Origin of the sequence: Streptomyces sp. MH60, from assembly GCF_002939385.1 — a bacterium.
Taxonomy (GTDB): Bacteria; Actinomycetota; Actinomycetes; order Streptomycetales; family Streptomycetaceae; genus Streptomyces.
Genome location: NZ_MULI01000017.1, coordinates 59,799 through 75,454, shown reverse-complemented (window position 1 = coordinate 75,454; position 15,656 = coordinate 59,799). Strand labels below are relative to the sequence as shown.

Sequence of the window (15,656 nt, the reverse complement as noted above, 5' to 3'; positions counted from 1 at the left end):
TAGCATCTGGCCCCGATGGACATCGAAACACAGCACACGGAGCGCGACCGCTCCTCCCGCCCTTCCGACTCCGAGCAGCCCTCGGACCCGGAGGGCCCGGAGGGACGGTCGCGTTCCGCGTTGCCGGGGCGGATCACGGACTGGGTGCCGGGCGGCCGGATCACCGTGGTCCTGCTGGCCCTCCTGCTGCTCCTGCTGCTGGTCAGCACCTTCGTGCTGAAGCCGTTCCAGATCCCCAGCGGATCGATGGAGCGCGGATTGAGGATCGGCGACCGCGTTCTCGTAAACAAGTTGGCGTACCGTTTCGATGGCCGGCCGCAGCGGGGAGACATCGTCGTCTTCGACGGCACCGGGACCTTCGGGCACGGCGACTACATCAAACGCGTTGTCGGTGTGGGCGGGGACCACGTGGTGTGCTGCGACGAGGAGGGGAGGGTCCGGGTGAACGGCCAGTCGGTCGACGAGTCGGCGTTCCTGTACCCCGGCGACCGCCCGTCCACGGTCCCCTTCGACGTCGTCGTCCCCGACGGCACCCTCTTCGTCCTCGGCGACCACCGGGCCGACTCCAGCGACTCCCGCGACCACCTGGGCTCCCCGGGAGGCGGGATGGTGCCGCTGGACGACGTGATCGGCCGTGCCGACTGGATCGTCTGGCCCTTCGGCCACGCCACCCGGCTCGACCGTCCCGACGGCTACGCGCGCGTGCCGGACGCGGAGGCGGGCGCCGGGGCCGCATCCGGCGCGGGGGCGGGGGCCTCGCGCGGCAAGGACGCCGATGGGTAGCCGGGGCAAGCCGCGAGGAGCGCCCAGCAGCCCCACGGAGAACCTGCTGCCCACCGGGTCGCGGCGCACCGCCGCACCGTCCGGCGGCCGCTCCCGCGCCGAACGCCGCAAGCTCCAGCGCAAGGTCAAACGGCGGCGCAGACGCGGCGCCGTCAAGGAGATCCCGCTCCTCATCGGCGTCGCGGTCCTCATCGCGCTGGTGCTCAAGACCTTCCTCGTGCAGGCCTTCGTGATCCCCTCGGGCTCCATGGAGCAGACCATCCGGATCGGCGACCGGGTCCTGGTGGACAAGCTCACCCCCTGGTTCGGCTCCGAGCCGCAGCGCGGGGACGTCGTCGTCTTCAGGGACCCGGGCGGCTGGCTCCAGGGGGAGCAGACCACCAAGAAGGACGACCCCGTCGTCGTCAAACAGGTCAAGGAGGGCCTCGCCTTCATCGGACTGCTGCCGTCCGACGACGAGAAGGACCTCATCAAGCGGGTCGTCGCGGTGGGCGGGGACCACGTCAAGTGCTGCGACAAACAGGGGCGCGTCACCGTCAACGGCGTTCCCCTGAACGAGGACTACCTGTACCCCGGGGACAGCCCGTCCCGCACGCCGTTCGACGTCACCGTCCCCGAGGGGCGGCTGTGGGTGATGGGCGACCACCGGTCCAACTCCGCCGACTCCCGCTTCCACCAGGAGACCGACTTCGGCACGGTGTCCCAGGACGAGGTGGTGGGACGGGCCATGGTGATCGCGTGGCCGTTCGGCCACTGGACCACCCTGGACGAACCGGAAACGTACGCCTCCGTGTCCGACGCGGCCTCCGGTTCGACCGCCGCTCCCGAGCTGTCGCATAGGGTTGCCCCCTACGATCCGAACGCGATGATTGAACTCCCGACCCCTGCGGAACTCCCGCTCGTTATGGGAGTGGTGGGCCTGCGCCGTTTCCGGGGCAGGCGGCGGCAGAGAGTAAGGAGTTGGCGTGGGGGATGTGGCGGTTGGCGCACGGTCCGGTCACGACGGCGAGGAGAACCGCGGACGCCCCGAGGAGAGCTCCGGTCCGACCGCGGTCGGCGCCCCGGACTCCGGGTACGGCTCCGGGACCGAGGACGGCAGGGTGACGAACGGACAGCACGGCCAGGGCGGACACAACGGCGGGACGGAGGACGAGGGAGTCGGCGGGACGCCGCCCGCGACCCCTCCCGCGGCCAAGAAGCAGCGCTCCTTCTGGAAGGAACTGCCGATCCTGATCGGCATCGCGCTGGTGCTCGCCCTGCTGATCAAGACGTTCTTGGTGCAGGCGTTCTCCATCCCCTCGTCCTCGATGGAGAACACCCTTCAGATCGGTGACCGGGTCCTGGTCGACAAGCTGACCCCCTGGTTCGGCTCGGAGCCCGAGCGCGGCGAGGTCGTCGTCTTCCACGATCCGGACGACTGGCTGGCGGGCGAGCCGACCCCCGACCCGAACGCGCTGCAGACGGTCCTCAGCTGGATCGGCCTGATGCCGTCCGCCGACGAGAAGGACCTGATCAAGCGGGTCATCGGCGTCGCGGGTGACACGGTCGAGTGCAACAAGACGGGCCCGCTCAAGGTCAACGGCAAGGCGCTGAACGAGCCGTACGTCTACCCGGGCAACACGCCGTGCTCGGACGACGACCAGGGCGGGCGGTTCAAGGTCACGGTCCCCGAGGGCAAGCTCTGGGTCATGGGCGACCACCGGCAGAACTCCCGGGACTCCCGCTACAACCAGTCGGACAAGAACGGCGGCATGGTCCCGGTGGACGAGGTCGTCGGCCGCGCCATCGTGGTCGCCTGGCCGATGAACCGCTGGAGCACCCTGCCGGTCCCCGACACCTTCGGCCAGGACGGGCTTCAGGACCAGCCCTCGGCCGCCGCCGCGCTGTCGGTCGCCCCGCAGGGCCTGGCCGTCGCCGGTGTGGTCCCGGTCGTCTGGTGGCGTCGTCGCCGCACCGCTCCGGCCGAGACCCGCTGAAGCCCGCCGGTTCCCGCCGACGTTCGAAGAGCCCCCTTCCGGCCCCCGGGAGGGGGCTGCCCCGTTGGCGTACCGCCGGGTAAGGTGCCGCTCCATGGGTGGCGAGAGCACGACACGTACGGTCCCGCGCGGCGGCGGAGCGAACAGGAGTCCGGTGGGCAGCCGGACCGGACAGCGGCTGTCCGGCATCGCGGTGGCGCTGGGACTGGTGCTGTTCCTCGGCGGATTCGGCTGGGGAGCGGTGGTCTACCGGCCCTACACCGTGCCGACCAGTTCGATGACGCCGACGATCGACGCCGGTGACCGGGTCCTGGCGCAGCGCATCGACGGCGCCGACGTCCGCCGGGGCGACGTCGTCGTGTTCAAGGACGCGACCTGGGCCAACGCCCCGATGGTCAAGCGGGTCGTCGCCGTCGGCGGGGACACCGTCTCCTGCTGCCAGAAGGGCAAGCTGACCGTCAACGGCAAGGTGATCGACGAGCCGTACCTGCCCGCCGGCACCCCGGCCGAGATCAGCGACTTCCGGACCGTGACCGTCCCGGATGGCCGCCTGTTCCTGCTGGGCGACGAGCGCGACAACTCCGTGGACTCCACCGCCCACCTCACCGACACGGCCGGCGGCACCGTGTCGCGCGGCGCCGTGAACGCCCGCGTGGACGCCGTGGCCTGGCCGATGAACGGCATGCTGGAGCGGCCCACCGGCTTCGGGGCGCTGGGCGACCTCTCCTCGCCGGGGCCGCTGCGGACCGTCGTCGCGGTGGTGATCGCCGGAGCCGTGCTGATCCTGGGCGGCGCGGCCTACGGTCCGCTCGCCAAGCGGGCCGGGGCGTCCCGGGCCCGAAAGGGAGCGGAGCCGACCGGTGGCCGCTGAGGCGACCCCGGCGGGACCGGACACCTACGAGGGCGGACTGCGCCGGGTCGCCCGGGTCGTGCTGCTCGACCCCGAGGACCGCATCCTGCTGCTGCACGGCCACGAACCGGACGACCCGGCCGACGACTGGTGGTTCACTCCCGGCGGCGGCGTGGAGGGCGACGAGACCCGTGCCCAGGCCGCCCGGCGCGAGCTGCTGGAGGAGACCGGCATCACCGACGTCGAACTCGGCCCGGTGCTGTGGCGGCGCAGGTGCTCCTTCCCCTTCGCGGGCCGCCGCTGGGACCAGGACGAGTGGTACTACCTGGCCCGCACCGCCCAGACCGCCACCGAGGCCGCCGGCCTCACCGAACTGGAGCGGCGCAGCGTCGCCGGAGCGCGCTGGTGGACGTGTGAGGAACTGACCCGGGCACGTGAGACGGTGTATCCGACCAGACTCGCCGAGCTGCTGCGCACGCTGCTCGACGAAGGTCCCCCGGCCGGTCCGGTGACCCTGGACACCGAAATCGTCTAGGGGCGCACGGCACTGGCGCACAATGGGGGGACCGCACGGCTGAAGGGGAACATGCCATGAGCGCCGAGGACCTCGAGAAGTACGAGACCGAGATGGAGCTCAAGCTCTACCGGGAGTACCGCGATGTCGTCGGTCTGTTCAAATACGTGATCGAGACCGAACGGCGTTTCTACCTCACCAACGACTACGAGATGCAGGTGCACTCGGTCCAGGGCGAGGTGTTCTTCGAGGTCTCCATGGCCGATGCCTGGGTGTGGGACATGTACAGGCCGGCCCGGTTCGTCAAGCAGGTGAGGGTGCTCACGTTCAAGGACGTGAACATCGAGGAGCTGAACAAGAGCGACCTGGAGCTGCCCGGCGGGTGACGGAGTTTTCCACAACCGGTGAGTAGTTCACCGTGAGTGACGGAATCGACTCGTCTGCGTGATCGTTGGTGCCGGAGGTGGTGCCGACATGAACGCACGAGGTGCGATGGGCAAGTACGGCGAGACACTCGCCGTCCGCCGGCTGACCGGGGCCGGGCTGACCGTCCTGGAGCGCAACTGGCGCTGTGGCAGGACCGGCGAGATCGACATCGTGGCCAGGGACGGGGACGTCCTGGTCGTCTGCGAGGTCAAGACGCGCCGCGGCGGCTCCTTCCAGCACCCGATGGCCGCCGTGACTCCGGACAAGGCCGAACGTCTGCGGCGGCTCGCGGAGCGCTGGATCCAGACCCACGGAGGAGCCCCGCCCGGCGGCGTCCGCATCGACCTGGTCGGCGTGCTCCTCCCGCAGCGCGGCGCCCCCGTGGTCGAGCACGCCCGGGGGGTGGCGTGATGGGGTTCGCGCGTACGTGCTCGGTGGCGCTCGTCGGCGTCGAGGGCGTGGTGGTCGAGGTCCAGGCCGATCTGGAACCGGGCGTGGCGGCGTTCACGCTGGTGGGACTGCCGGACAAGAGCCTCATCGAAAGCCGCGACCGGGTGCGGGCCGCGGTGGTGAACTCCGGCGCGGAGTGGCCGCAGAAGAAGCTGACGGTGGGCCTCAGCCCGGCCTCGGTGCCCAAGAGCGGCAGCGGCTTCGACCTGGCGGTCGCCGCGGCCGTGCTGGGCGCGGCGGAGCGGATCGACCCACGGGTGCTCGCCGACATCGTGATGATCGGGGAGCTGGGCCTGGACGGCCGGGTGCGGCCGGTGCGCGGCATCCTGCCCGCGGTACTGGCCGCGGCCGACGCCGGGTACGAACAGGTGGTCGTGCCGGAATGTGCCGCCGCCGAGGCGTCGCTGGTGCCGGGCGTGTCGGTGCTCGGCGTGCGCAGCCTGCGCCAGCTGATCGCCGTCCTCGCCGACGAACCCGTGCCGGAGGAGGAGCAGCAGGACCAGCAGGGCCGCCCCGACCCGCTGCTGGCCGGTCTGCGCATGCCCGGCACGGGCGCGGCCACCGGAATGCACAGCGTGGGAGCGGCCCAGCACGACCACGGCCACGACCTCGCCGACGTCGTCGGCCAGGAGTCGGCACGCACGGCCGTGGAGGTCGCCGCGGCCGGCCGCCACCACCTGTTCCTGGAGGGGCCGCCCGGCGCGGGCAAGACCATGCTCGCCGAACGGCTGCCCGCCATCCTGCCCCCGCTCTGCCGGGCGGAGTCCCTCGAGGTCACCGCCGTGCACTCGGTGGCGGGTCTGCTGCCGCCGGGCAAGCCCCTGATCGACGTGGCTCCCTACTGCGCCCCGCACCACTCCGCCACGATGCAGGCCCTCGTCGGGGGCGGCCCCGGCATCGCCCGGCCGGGAGCGGTGTCGCTGGCGCACCGAGGCGTCCTGTTCCTGGACGAGACACCCGAGTTCAGCAGCCACGCGCTGGACGCCCTGCGCCAGCCGCTGGAGGCGGGGCACGTCGTCATCGCACGCAGCGCGGGTGTGGTGCGCTTCCCGGCGCGGTTCCTGATGGTGCTGGCGGCCAATCCCTGCCCCTGCGGGCGGTTCTCCCGGACCGACGAGCTGTGCGAGTGCCCGCCCTCGGCGATCCGCCGCTACCAGGCCAGGCTGTCCGGGCCGCTGCTCGACCGGGTCGACCTGCGGGTCGAGGTGGACCGGGTCACGCGCAGCCAGCTGGCCGGGGACGGTCCCCGGGGCGACGCCACCGCGACCGTCGCCGACCGGGTGCGCGCGGCTCGGGAGCGGGCGGCCACGCGCCTCGCGGGCAGCCCGTGGCGGTCGAACAGCGAGGTGCCAGGACGAGAGCTGCGCAGCCGCTGGCGCGCCGCGCCCGGTGCCCTGGAGGCGGCGGAGCGCAGCCTGGAGCGCGGTGTGCTCACCGCCCGCGGACTCGACCGGGTCCTGCGCGTCGCCTGGACCGTCGCGGACCTCGTCGGCCACGACCGCCCCGACGCACGGGACGTCGCCCTGGCCCTGCAACTGCGCACGGGAGTCCCGCGGGGCGTGCCGATGGCCTTGGGAGTGCTGACGTGAACGGGGAGACCACGCCGACGGGGGACGCCGCTGCGGGCGAGGGGACCGTGCCGCTGCCGGGAAGCGCGGTGAGCGGGCAGGCCACGCCTGAGGGAGACGCCGCCGTGAGCCGGGAGACCGGGCCCTTGGAGGGCGCCGCCCTGAGTGGGCATGCGCCGCCGCCGACGGACGCCGCCCTCTTCCGCGACGACGCCGTCTCCTTCGGTCACGGTGGTCCGCCCGAGGGCGTCTCCCTCGGTCACGGTGGTCCGCCCGAGGGGGACGCGGGGACACGTGCCGCGGCTGGGGGCGACGCCGGTGCCGTGGGCGAGGGTGCCGGCGGGAGCGGGGCGCGGGGTGACCGCCCGGTGGACGGTGAGTTGCTCGGGCGGGTCTTCCTCGCCCGGGTGCTCGAGCCCGGTGACGAGGCGGGCGGTCGGTGGGTGCGGGAGCGCGGGGTCCTGGAGGTGGTGCGGCGCCTGCGCGAGGGCGGGCGCGCTCTGCCGGGGGTGAGCGAGAAGCGCTGGGCCGGGCTGTGCGCTCGGGCGGGCCGGGCCGACCCCCGCCGTGACCTGGCCGTCGCCCGGTCCACGGGGACGCGGTTCGTGGTCCCGGGGACCGCGGAGTGGCCGGGTCAGCTCGACGACCTCGGTGACGCCCGGCCGCTCGGGCTCTGGGTGCGGGGCGGACCCAGTCTGCGCATGTGGGCGCTCAGGTCGGTCGCCGTCGTCGGCGCCCGCGCCTGCACCGAGTACGGCGCCCACATGGCCGCCACCCTCGCCGCCGGCCTGGCCGAGCGCGGCTGGGTCGTGGTGTCCGGCGGCGCCTACGGGATCGACGGCGCCGCCCACCGCGGCGCCCTCGGTGCCGGCGGCGCCACCGCGGCGGTCCTCGCCTGCGGCGTCGACCGCCCCTACCCTCCCGGGCATACCGCGCTGATCACCAGGATCGCCGAGCAGGGCCTGGTCGTCGGAGAGCTGCCACCCGGCGACCATCCGACGCCGAGCAGATTCATCCTGCGCAACCGGGTCATCGCCGCCCTCACCCGGGGCACCGTGGTCGTCGAGGCCGCCTACCGCAGCGGCTCGCTGGTGACCGCCCGAGCGGCCCGGCGGCTCGGGCGGCACGTGATGGGCGTGCCCGGGCCGGCGACCAGCGCCCTCTCCGCCGGGGTGCACGAGCTGCTGCGCGGTGACGCGGTGCTCGTCGGCGACGCCGCGGAGGTCGTCGAACTGGTGGGCGACATGGGAGAGCTGCCCCCGGAGCGGCGCGGACCCGTCCTGCCCACCGATCTCCTGGAGCCCCGGACCCGACAGGTGCTGGCGGGCCTGCCCGGGCGGGGAACGGCGACGGCGGCGGAGGTGGCACGCCGCGCCCAGACCACCGAGGACGACGCGGTCGCGAGGCTGTACGAGCTTCGAGCACTCGGTTACGTCGAACGACACGGCGACGGCTGGAAGTTGACACGCCAGGCGATGATCTCGGTTCGCGGCGGTCGCAGCCCGTGCTGACGCACCGTGTTCGGCCGTCCGGGGGAACCCCGACGCCCGTGGGGATTCTGGCAGTTGAGGTATTCGAGTGATCACCCAGAGCGATCATCGTCCCCCCTGTAGAGCGTTCGGCGGAACGTATCTGCGTAGGGTCACCACCCGCTCCTTCGCACACCGCGACGGTCCAGTCACGCTACGCTCACGAGGACCCCCACGCAGACGGCCGACAGCAGGCGACAACCAGAGAGCAGACCGGCGGCCTCAGGCAGATCCACATCACGGCAGAACGGCACTAGGCGACGAATGCCCCAGCACACCTCCGGGTCCGACCGGGCGGCCATCCCCCCAGCCGCCCGCGACGGTGGCAGCGTGCGACCGTCCGCCCCCTCGACGCTCGACGAGTTGTGGCGGTCGTACAAGGCGACCGGCGACGAGCGGCTGCGGGAACAGCTGATCCTGCACTACTCGCCCCTGGTGAAGTACGTGGCGGGCCGCGTCAGCGTGGGACTGCCGTCCAACGTCGAGCAGGCCGACTTCGTCTCCTCCGGGGTGTTCGGGCTGATCGACGCCATCGAGAAGTTCGACGTCGACCGGGAGATCAAGTTCGAGACGTACGCGATCACCCGGATCCGGGGCGCGATGATCGACGAACTGCGCGCCCTGGACTGGATCCCGCGTTCGGTGCGGCAGAAGGCGCGCAACGTCGAGCGCGCCTACGCGACGCTGGAGGCGCGACTGCGCCGCACCCCCTCCGAGAGCGAGGTCGCCGTGGAGATGGGGATCGCGGTGGAGGACCTCCACGCGGTCTTCAGCCAGCTGTCGCTGGCCAACGTGGTGGCCCTGGAGGAGCTGCTGCACGCGGGGAGCGAGGGCGGCGACCGGCTGAGTCTGATGGACACGCTGGAGGACACCGCCGCCGACAATCCGGTGGAGGTGGCCGAGGACCGGGAGCTGCGACGACTTCTGGCCCGGGCGATCAACACACTTCCGGAGCGGGAGAAGACCGTGGTCACGCTGTACTACTACGAGGGCCTCACGCTCGCCGAGATCGGGAACGTGCTGGGGGTGACCGAGAGCAGGGTCAGCCAGATCCACACCAAGTCGGTGCTGCAGCTGCGCGCCAAGCTGGCGGGTTTCGGCCGCTGACCTGGACCTGCGGCAGGGAAACGACCTCGCCGGTGACCCGGTCGGAGGACGTGCGGCCGGGCGGACGACTCCCGTACGGGGTGCCGCGTCCGTAAAGTGGTGACGTGCCAAGGATTCGAGCGGCCTCTGTGGCCGAGCACCGGTCGATGCAGCGTGCCGCCCTGCTGGACGCGGCACGCTCCCTGCTGTCCGACGGCGGAACGGAGGCGCTGACCTTCCCCGCCCTCGCCGAACGGACGGGCCTCGCCCGGTCGTCCGTCTACGAGTACTTCCGGTCGCGAGCGGCGGTGGTCGAGGAGCTGTGCGCCGTCGACTTCCCCGTCTGGGCCGCGGAGGTCGAGACCGCGATGGAGCGCGAGACGGCCCCCGAGGCCAAGGTCGAGGCGTATGTGCGCAAGCAGCTCGACCTGGTCGGAGACCGGCGGCACCGGGCCGTCGTGGCCATCTCCGCGAGCGAGCTGGACGCCGGCGCCCGGGAGAAGATCCGCGCGGCACACGGCGGACTGGTCGCGATGATCGTCGAGGCGCTCGGCGAGATGGGGCACGCCCAGCCGCGGCTGGCGGCGATGCTCCTCCAGGGCGTCGTCGACGCGGCCGTACGGCGGATCGAACTGGGCGCGGCGGAGGAGCCGACCGCGATCACGGAGGCGGCGGTCTCCATGGCGCTGCGCGGCGTGCGGGGCTGATCTCCGCACGGCCGGGCAGCGGTACGCCCAGGACCGGCAGCAGCCTCGACGGGCCCGCGTTCAGCAGCCACGGCGGAAGCAGGGACAGCGGGTTCAGATAGACCTCGCCCCGCAGCAGACCCCAGTGCAGGCAGGCCGTGCAGTGCGGGCCCGCCGGCTCCACCGTGCCGAGCAGCTCCCCGGCCGCGACCTCGTCACCCTTCCTCACGGCCGCCTCGACGGGGGCATACGTCGTCCGCAGGGGTGGTTCACCCGTCCCCGTCAGTTCCACCGAGACCACACCCCGGCCCGCGACCGGCCCCGCGAACGACACCCGCCCCGCGGCCACCGCCCGTACCGGCGCACCGCCGTCCGCGGACAGGTCCACGCCGCGGTGCCCCGGTCCGTACGGGGTCGCCGGGGGCTCCCAGCCCCGCAGGACCAGAGGCCGCGTGCCGACCGGCCAGTGCCGGGCCACGGCCGGCACCACCGGATCCACCGCGTCCACTGGGTCCACCGCGTCCACTGGGTCCACCTTGTCCGGCAGGGCCCACACCGCCGTCGCCGGCGCCGGGCGCGGCGGCCCCGCGCCCTGCACGGCCAGCACGGCCAGCACGGCCAGGACGGCCGACAGCACTGCCACCCGGGCACCCGCCCGCACCCATCGCCTCGTTCGCATGCGAGCACCGTCCCGCACCAGGACCCCTCGCCGCCCGGCCCTGTGGACCGCGCTCCGGTTGTGGACAGCCGCGTCACCCGGTGCCCCGCGGGTCCCGTACACTTCTGGTGGCGATCCGGGTCACCGGGTCGACTTCGCACGCCCCGACACGAGGCCTCCCAAGGTCGGTGTCAGCGCCCCTCGGTCCCTTGCGGCACGGCGCATCGCGGGCGTCAGGCGCGGGAGCCGTCCCGGCTCGCGCGGCACAACCGAGAAACCAAGGAGATACGGCCATGGCCGTCGTCACGATGCGGGAGCTGCTGGAAAGCGGCGTCCACTTCGGTCACCAGACCCGCCGTTGGAACCCGAAGATGAAGCGCTTCATCTTCACCGAGCGCAACGGCATCTACATCATCGACCTGCTCCAGTCGCTGTCGTACATCGACCGCGCCTACGAGTTCGTCAAGGAGACCGTCGCCCACGGCGGCACGGTCATGTTCGTCGGCACGAAGAAGCAGGCGCAGGAGGCCATCGCCGAGCAGGCCACCCGCGTCGGCATGCCCTACGTCAACCAGCGCTGGCTGGGCGGCATGCTCACCAACTTCTCGACCGTCTACAAGCGCCTGCAGCGCCTGAAGGAGCTCGAGCAGATCGACTTCGAGGACGTGGCCGCCTCCGGCCTCACCAAGAAGGAGCTGCTGGTCCTCTCCCGCGAGAAGGCCAAGCTGGAGAAGACCCTCGGCGGTATCCGCGAGATGTCCAAGGTGCCCAGCGCCGTCTGGATCGTGGACACCAAGAAGGAGCACATCGCGGTCGGCGAGGCCCGGAAGCTCAACATCCCGGTCGTCGCCATCCTCGACACCAACTGCGACCCCGACGAGGTCGACTACAAGATCCCGGGCAACGACGACGCGATCCGCTCCGTCACCCTGCTCACCCGCGTGATCGCCGACGCCGTCGCCGAGGGCCTCATCGCCCGCTCCGGTGCCGCCGGCGGTGCCAAGGGCGAGAAGGCCGCCGGCGAGCCGCTCGCCGAGTGGGAGCGCGACCTGCTCGAGGGCGAGAAGGCCGAGAAGAAGGACGACGCCGAGGCTGCCGAGAAGCCCGCCGAGGAGCCGGCTGCCGAGGCCGCCCCCGCCGAGGCTCCCGCTGCCGAGGAGGCCCCGGCCGCCGAGGCGCCCGCCGAGACCCCGGCCGCCCCGGCCGCGGACGCCGAGCAGGCCTGACCCCTCACCACCTTCGGGTGCCGGACGGCGGGGGCCGCACAGCCCCCGCCGTCCGGCCCGTAGATCTTCAGACTTCGAGAGAGATTCCGGAATCATGGCGAACTACACCGCCGCCGACGTCAAGAAGCTCCGCGAGCTCACCGGCGCCGGCATGATGGACTGCAAGAAGGCGCTGGACGAGGCCGAGGGCAACGTCGAGAAGGCCGTCGAGGCGCTCCGTATCAAGGGCCAGAAGGGCGTCGCCAAGCGCGAGGGCCGCTCTGCCGAGAACGGCGCCGTCGTCTCGATCATCGCCGACGACAACACCTCGGGTGTCCTCGTCGAGCTGAAGTGCGAGACGGACTTCGTCGCCAAGGGCGAGAAGTTCCAGACCGTCGCCAAGACCATCGCCGAGCACGTCGCCAAGGCCGCCCCGGCCGACCTCGAGGCCCTGCTCGCCTCCGAGATCGAGCCTGGCAAGACCGTCCAGGCGTACGTGGACGAGGCCAACGCCAACCTCGGCGAGAAGATCGTCCTGGACCGCTTCGCGCAGTTCTCCGGCGGCTTCGTGACCGCGTACATGCACCGCACGATGCCCGACCTGCCCCCGCAGATCGGTGTCCTCGTCGAGCTGGACAAGCCCAACGCCGAGATCGCCAAGGGCGTCGCCCAGCACATCGCCGCCTTCGCGCCGAAGTACCTCTCCAAGGAGGACGTCCCGGCCGAGGTCGTCGAGTCCGAGCGCCGCGTCGCCGAGGAGACCACCCGCGCCGAGGGCAAGCCCGAGGCCGCCCTGCCGAAGATCGTCGAGGGTCGCCTCAACGGCTTCTTCAAGGACGCCACCCTGCTCGGCCAGCCCTACGCCCTGGACAACAAGAAGTCCGTCCAGAAGGTGCTGGAAGAGGCCGGTGTCAGCCTGAAGCGCTTCTCGCGCATCAAGGTCGGCATCTGAGTCCGTACCGCGACGGACGTGCGACCCCGGTAGGGTCGACAGCAGTCGTCGGCGCCGTTCGCGTATGCCGTTGCGTACACGCGCGTGGCGGCGGACGACAGCAGATCTGACGAGGAGGCCATTGCCGCGAATGGGATGCGAAACACGCCCCCACCGGCAGTGGCCTTCTTCGTGTGTGTGACCCACGTAAAAGAGGCGAGATCTCCATGACCACCAAGGCCGAGAAGAGCGACGACGGCAAAGTACGCGGCCGCTTCATGCTGAAGCTGTCTGGAGAGGCCTTCTCCGGCGGTGGGGGCCTGGGCGTCGACCCCGACGTGGTGCACGCCATCGCCCGTGAGATCGCGGCCGTCGTCCGGGACGGCGCGCAGATCGCGATCGTCATCGGCGGCGGCAACTTCTTCCGCGGCGCCGAGCTGCAGCAGCGCGGCATGGACCGCGCCCGCTCCGACTACATGGGCATGCTCGGCACCGTGATGAACTGCCTGGCCCTCCAGGACTTCCTGGAGAAGGAGGGCGTCGACTGCCGTGTGCAGACCGCCATCACCATGGGCCAGGTCGCCGAGCCCTACATCCCGCTGCGCGCCGTGCGCCATCTGGAGAAGGGCCGCGTGGTCATCTTCGGCGCCGGCATGGGCATGCCGTACTTCTCCACCGACACCACCGCCGCCCAGCGCGCCCTCGAGATCGACGCCGAGGCCCTGCTCATGGGCAAGAACGGCGTGGACGGGGTCTACGACTCCGACCCGAAGACCAACCCGGACGCCGTGAAGTTCGACGCGCTCGGCTACGGCGAGGTCATCACCCGGGACCTGAAGGTCGCCGACGCCACGGCCGTCACGCTCTGCCGCGACAACAGCCTCCCGATCGTGGTCTTCGAGCTGTTGAAGGAGGGCAATATCGCCCGCGCCGTCAAGGGTGAGAAGATCGGCACGCTCGTGGGTGACCAGGGCAGCCGGGACTGACCGGAGAACACCCCCCGTCCGCGGACGCCACCTGTCCGGGGGACGGACGGGACGGGACCGGGCCGGGGGATGGACAATGTCCCGCCGGTCGGGAACCGTGCAGGAAGAACGCGACGCAGCCGGCCGCCGCCCGCAGGGGAACCGCAGCCGGGCCTACTCAAGACACGCAGGAGCAAGTGGTGATCGAAGAGACCCTCCTCGAGGCCGAGGAGAAGATGGAGAAGGCCGTCGTGGTCGCCAAGGAGGACTTCGCCGCGATCCGCACCGGCCGTGCGCACCCGGCGATGTTCAACAAGATCGTGGCGGAGTACTACGGCGCGCCGACGCCGATCAACCAGCTGGCCTCGTTCTCCGTGCCCGAGCCGCGCATGGCCGTGGTGACGCCCTTCGACAAGACGGCCCTGCGCAACATCGAGCAGGCGATCCGCGACTCGGACCTGGGCGTCAACCCGAGCAACGACGGCAACATCATCCGGGTGGTGTTCCCCGAGCTGACCGAGGAGCGCCGCCGGGAGTACATCAAGGTGGCCAAGGCCAAGGGCGAGGACGCCAAGGTCTCGATCCGCTCCGTGCGCCGCAAGGCCAAGGACGCCATCGACAAGATGGTCAAGGACGGCGAGGTCGGCGAGGACGAGGGCCGCCGTGCGGAGAAGGAGCTCGACGACACCACCGCCAAGTACGTCGCGCAGGTGGACGAGCTCCTGAAGCACAAGGAAGCGGAGCTGCTCGAGGTCTGATGAACGACTCTTCCTGGGGAGCGCCGCCACAAGCCGGGTACTGGGGGCCGTCCGACCAGGGACCCGTCCAGGGCGCCGGCCCGGCGGGTCCCGCGTACGATGCGCACTACGCGCAGCAGACTCGCCCCATGCCCATCGTGCCCGACGTACCCGAACACGGCGGAGACCAGGACGACGACCAGGGGACCGCTCGGCTGAGCGGTCCCTTGTTCCGGGACGAGCCGTTCCACGACCAGTCCGTTCGCGACGAGCCGTATCGCGACCCGAGCACGTCGGCGCAGCCGTATGCGGCGGTGCCGCGGAATCCGGAGCCCATGCCCGACGCCCCGCAGCCGGCGCAGCCCCAGCCGTCTCCGCAGAAGAAGAGCGCGGGGCGCGACCTGGGTGCCGCGATAGGGGTCGGCGTCGGGCTCGGCGTGGTGATCATCGCGTCGCTGTTCGTCGTCAAGGCGGTCTTCGTCGGCGTCATCGCGGTCGCGGTCGTGGTGGGCCTGTGGGAGCTGACCAAGCGGCTGGAGGAGCGCAAGGGCATCAAGGCGCCCCTGGTGCCGCTCGCGATCGGCGGAGCCGCGATGGTCGTCGCCGGCTACGCGCGCGGCGCCGAGGGAGCGTGGGTCGCCATGGCGCTCACGGCACTCGCGGTCCTGGTCTGGCGGATGACGGAGCCGCCCGAGGGTTACCTCAAGGACGTCACCGCGGGCCTGTTCGCCGCGTTCTACGTGCCGTTCCTGGCCACGTTCGTCGCCATGATGCTGGCGGCCGACGACGGCGCCTGGCGCGTGCTGGTCTTCCTGATACTGACGGTCGTCAGCGACACCGGGGCCTACGCCGTCGGCTGGCGCTTCGGCAGGAAGAAGCTCGCCCCGCGCATCAGCCCCGGCAAGACCCGCGAGGGGCTGCTGGGAGCGGTGGCGTTCGCGATGGTGGCGGGCGCGCTGTGCATGCAGTTCCTGATCGACGACGGCACCTGGTGGCAGGGACTGCTGCTCGGCCTCGTGGTCGCGGTCAGCGCCACGCTGGGCGACCTCGGCGAGTCCATGATCAAGCGGGACCTCGGCATCAAGGACATGGGCACCCTCCTGCCGGGCCACGGCGGCATCATGGACCGGCTGGACTCGCTGCTGCCCACGGCGCCGGTGGTGTGGCTGCTGCTGGTGATCTTCGTCGGCTCGGGCTGACCCGGTCGAAGACCCCTTCAGGACGGGTCTGACCTGCTGGTTCTTCGGAAGGGGACCCGTTGTCCACAGGGCGGCGGGTCCTTCTCCGTATGT

At 71.7% G+C, this 15,656-nt stretch carries 16 protein-coding genes and 1 pseudogene; 16 read left to right on the top strand and 1 reads right to left on the bottom strand.

The genetic code is table 11. From position 1 onward, the window contains the following. Nucleotides 1-15: 15 nt before the first annotated feature. The 11 genes and pseudogenes from lepB (BZZ08_RS14095) (at nt 16) to BZZ08_RS14045 (ending at nt 9,889) form a co-directional block, all read left to right on the top strand. Nucleotides 16-783, top strand: coding sequence for a signal peptidase I (gene lepB / locus BZZ08_RS14095; protein ID WP_104632546.1), 768 nt, complete (start codon nt 16-18; stop codon nt 781-783). Next, nucleotides 776-1,858: pseudogene (lepB, locus tag BZZ08_RS14090) on the top strand (signal peptidase I); the annotation flags it as partial. The gene lepB (BZZ08_RS14095) and the pseudogene lepB (BZZ08_RS14090), both read left to right, overlap by 8 nt. Next, entirely contained in the window at nt 1,749-2,759 is a 1,011-nt protein-coding gene (gene lepB / locus BZZ08_RS14085) for a signal peptidase I (protein ID WP_241965476.1), read from the top strand. The pseudogene lepB (BZZ08_RS14090) and the gene lepB (BZZ08_RS14085), both read left to right, overlap by 110 nt. 94 nt (nt 2,760-2,853) lie before the next feature. Further along, nucleotides 2,854-3,630 carry a signal peptidase I gene (lepB, locus tag BZZ08_RS14080; protein ID WP_104632543.1) on the top strand — a complete coding sequence of 259 codons (777 nt, stop codon included), beginning with the start codon at nt 2,854-2,856 and terminating at the stop codon, nt 3,628-3,630. Continuing rightward, entirely contained in the window at nt 3,620-4,144 is a 525-nt protein-coding gene (locus tag BZZ08_RS14075) for an NUDIX hydrolase (RefSeq protein ID WP_104632542.1), read from the top strand. Before lepB (BZZ08_RS14080) ends, BZZ08_RS14075 begins: the two co-directional genes overlap by 11 nt. Before the next feature lie 56 nt (nt 4,145-4,200). Beyond that, nucleotides 4,201-4,509, top strand: coding sequence for a DUF2469 domain-containing protein (locus BZZ08_RS14070; protein WP_003965949.1), 309 nt, complete (start codon nt 4,201-4,203; stop codon nt 4,507-4,509). Nucleotides 4,510-4,597: 88 nt separating this feature from the next. Next, a complete protein-coding gene (locus BZZ08_RS14065; protein WP_198601462.1) occupies nt 4,598-4,960 on the top strand; it encodes a YraN family protein in 363 nt (120 codons plus the stop codon). Then, a complete protein-coding gene (locus BZZ08_RS14060) occupies nt 4,960-6,588 on the top strand; it encodes a YifB family Mg chelatase-like AAA ATPase (protein ID WP_104632540.1) in 1,629 nt (542 codons plus the stop codon). The genes BZZ08_RS14065 and BZZ08_RS14060 overlap by 1 nt, the downstream gene beginning before the upstream one ends. 302 nt (nt 6,589-6,890) lie before the next feature. Further along, nucleotides 6,891-8,078: a DNA-processing protein DprA gene (gene dprA / locus BZZ08_RS14055; RefSeq protein WP_446750257.1), complete on the top strand. Its 1,188-nt coding sequence runs from the start codon at nt 6,891-6,893 to the stop codon at nt 8,076-8,078. A 282-nt stretch (nt 8,079-8,360) separates the two neighbouring features. Next, nucleotides 8,361-9,203: an RNA polymerase sigma factor WhiG gene (whiG, locus tag BZZ08_RS14050; protein WP_104632539.1), complete on the top strand. Its 843-nt coding sequence runs from the start codon at nt 8,361-8,363 to the stop codon at nt 9,201-9,203. Nucleotides 9,204-9,331: 128 nt separating this feature from the next. Then, entirely contained in the window at nt 9,332-9,889 is a 558-nt protein-coding gene (locus BZZ08_RS14045) for a TetR/AcrR family transcriptional regulator (protein ID WP_104632538.1), read from the top strand. Here the strand turns inward: BZZ08_RS14045 and BZZ08_RS14040 are convergent. Further along, the gene (locus tag BZZ08_RS14040) at nt 9,843-10,547 is read right to left on the bottom strand and encodes a murein hydrolase activator EnvC family protein (RefSeq protein WP_198601461.1); all 705 of its coding nucleotides are present in this window, start codon (nt 10,545-10,547) and stop codon (nt 9,843-9,845) included. The genes BZZ08_RS14045 and BZZ08_RS14040 overlap by 47 nt on opposite strands. Nucleotides 10,548-10,819: 272 nt before the next feature. Here BZZ08_RS14040 and rpsB point away from each other — a divergent pair, with 272 nt between their 5' ends. From rpsB to BZZ08_RS14015, 5 genes are all read left to right on the top strand, one after another. Beyond that, entirely contained in the window at nt 10,820-11,752 is a 933-nt protein-coding gene (rpsB, locus tag BZZ08_RS14035; RefSeq protein ID WP_104632536.1) for a 30S ribosomal protein S2, read from the top strand. A gap of 94 nt (nt 11,753-11,846) precedes the next feature. After that, entirely contained in the window at nt 11,847-12,683 is an 837-nt protein-coding gene (gene tsf / locus BZZ08_RS14030; protein ID WP_104632535.1) for a translation elongation factor Ts, read from the top strand. Between the two features lie 206 nt (nt 12,684-12,889). Further along, a complete protein-coding gene (gene pyrH / locus BZZ08_RS14025; protein ID WP_104632534.1) occupies nt 12,890-13,648 on the top strand; it encodes a UMP kinase in 759 nt (252 codons plus the stop codon). Nucleotides 13,649-13,827: 179 nt separating this feature from the next. Next, the gene (gene frr, locus BZZ08_RS14020) at nt 13,828-14,385 is read left to right on the top strand and encodes a ribosome recycling factor (RefSeq protein WP_104632573.1); all 558 of its coding nucleotides are present in this window, start codon (nt 13,828-13,830) and stop codon (nt 14,383-14,385) included. Then, nucleotides 14,385-15,563, top strand: a complete 1,179-nt coding sequence (locus BZZ08_RS14015) for a phosphatidate cytidylyltransferase (protein WP_104632533.1) — start codon at nt 14,385-14,387, stop codon at nt 15,561-15,563. Before frr ends, BZZ08_RS14015 begins: the two co-directional genes overlap by 1 nt. Nucleotides 15,564-15,656: the final 93 nt, after the last annotated feature.

Bases quoted from the DNA above. Each gene is read 5' to 3' on its own strand.
- BZZ08_RS14065 (WP_198601462.1), top strand. From the start codon at position 4,598: ATGAACGCACGAGGTGCGATGGGCAAGTACGGCGAGACACTCGCCGTC.
- BZZ08_RS14040 (WP_198601461.1), bottom strand. From the start codon at position 10,547: ATGCGAACGAGGCGATGGGTGCGGGCGGGTGCCCGGGTGGCAGTGCTG.
- BZZ08_RS14015 (WP_104632533.1), top strand. From the start codon at position 14,385: ATGAACGACTCTTCCTGGGGAGCGCCGCCACAAGCCGGGTACTGGGGG.
- BZZ08_RS14070 (WP_003965949.1), top strand. From the start codon at position 4,201: ATGAGCGCCGAGGACCTCGAGAAGTACGAGACCGAGATGGAGCTCAAG.
- lepB (WP_104632543.1), top strand. From the start codon at position 2,854: ATGGGTGGCGAGAGCACGACACGTACGGTCCCGCGCGGCGGCGGAGCG.
- tsf (WP_104632535.1), top strand. From the start codon at position 11,847: ATGGCGAACTACACCGCCGCCGACGTCAAGAAGCTCCGCGAGCTCACC.
- whiG (WP_104632539.1), top strand. From the start codon at position 8,361: ATGCCCCAGCACACCTCCGGGTCCGACCGGGCGGCCATCCCCCCAGCC.
- pyrH (WP_104632534.1), top strand. From the start codon at position 12,890: ATGACCACCAAGGCCGAGAAGAGCGACGACGGCAAAGTACGCGGCCGC.
- BZZ08_RS14060 (WP_104632540.1), top strand. From the start codon at position 4,960: ATGGGGTTCGCGCGTACGTGCTCGGTGGCGCTCGTCGGCGTCGAGGGC.
- lepB (WP_104632546.1), top strand. From the start codon at position 16: ATGGACATCGAAACACAGCACACGGAGCGCGACCGCTCCTCCCGCCCT.
- rpsB (WP_104632536.1), top strand. From the start codon at position 10,820: ATGGCCGTCGTCACGATGCGGGAGCTGCTGGAAAGCGGCGTCCACTTC.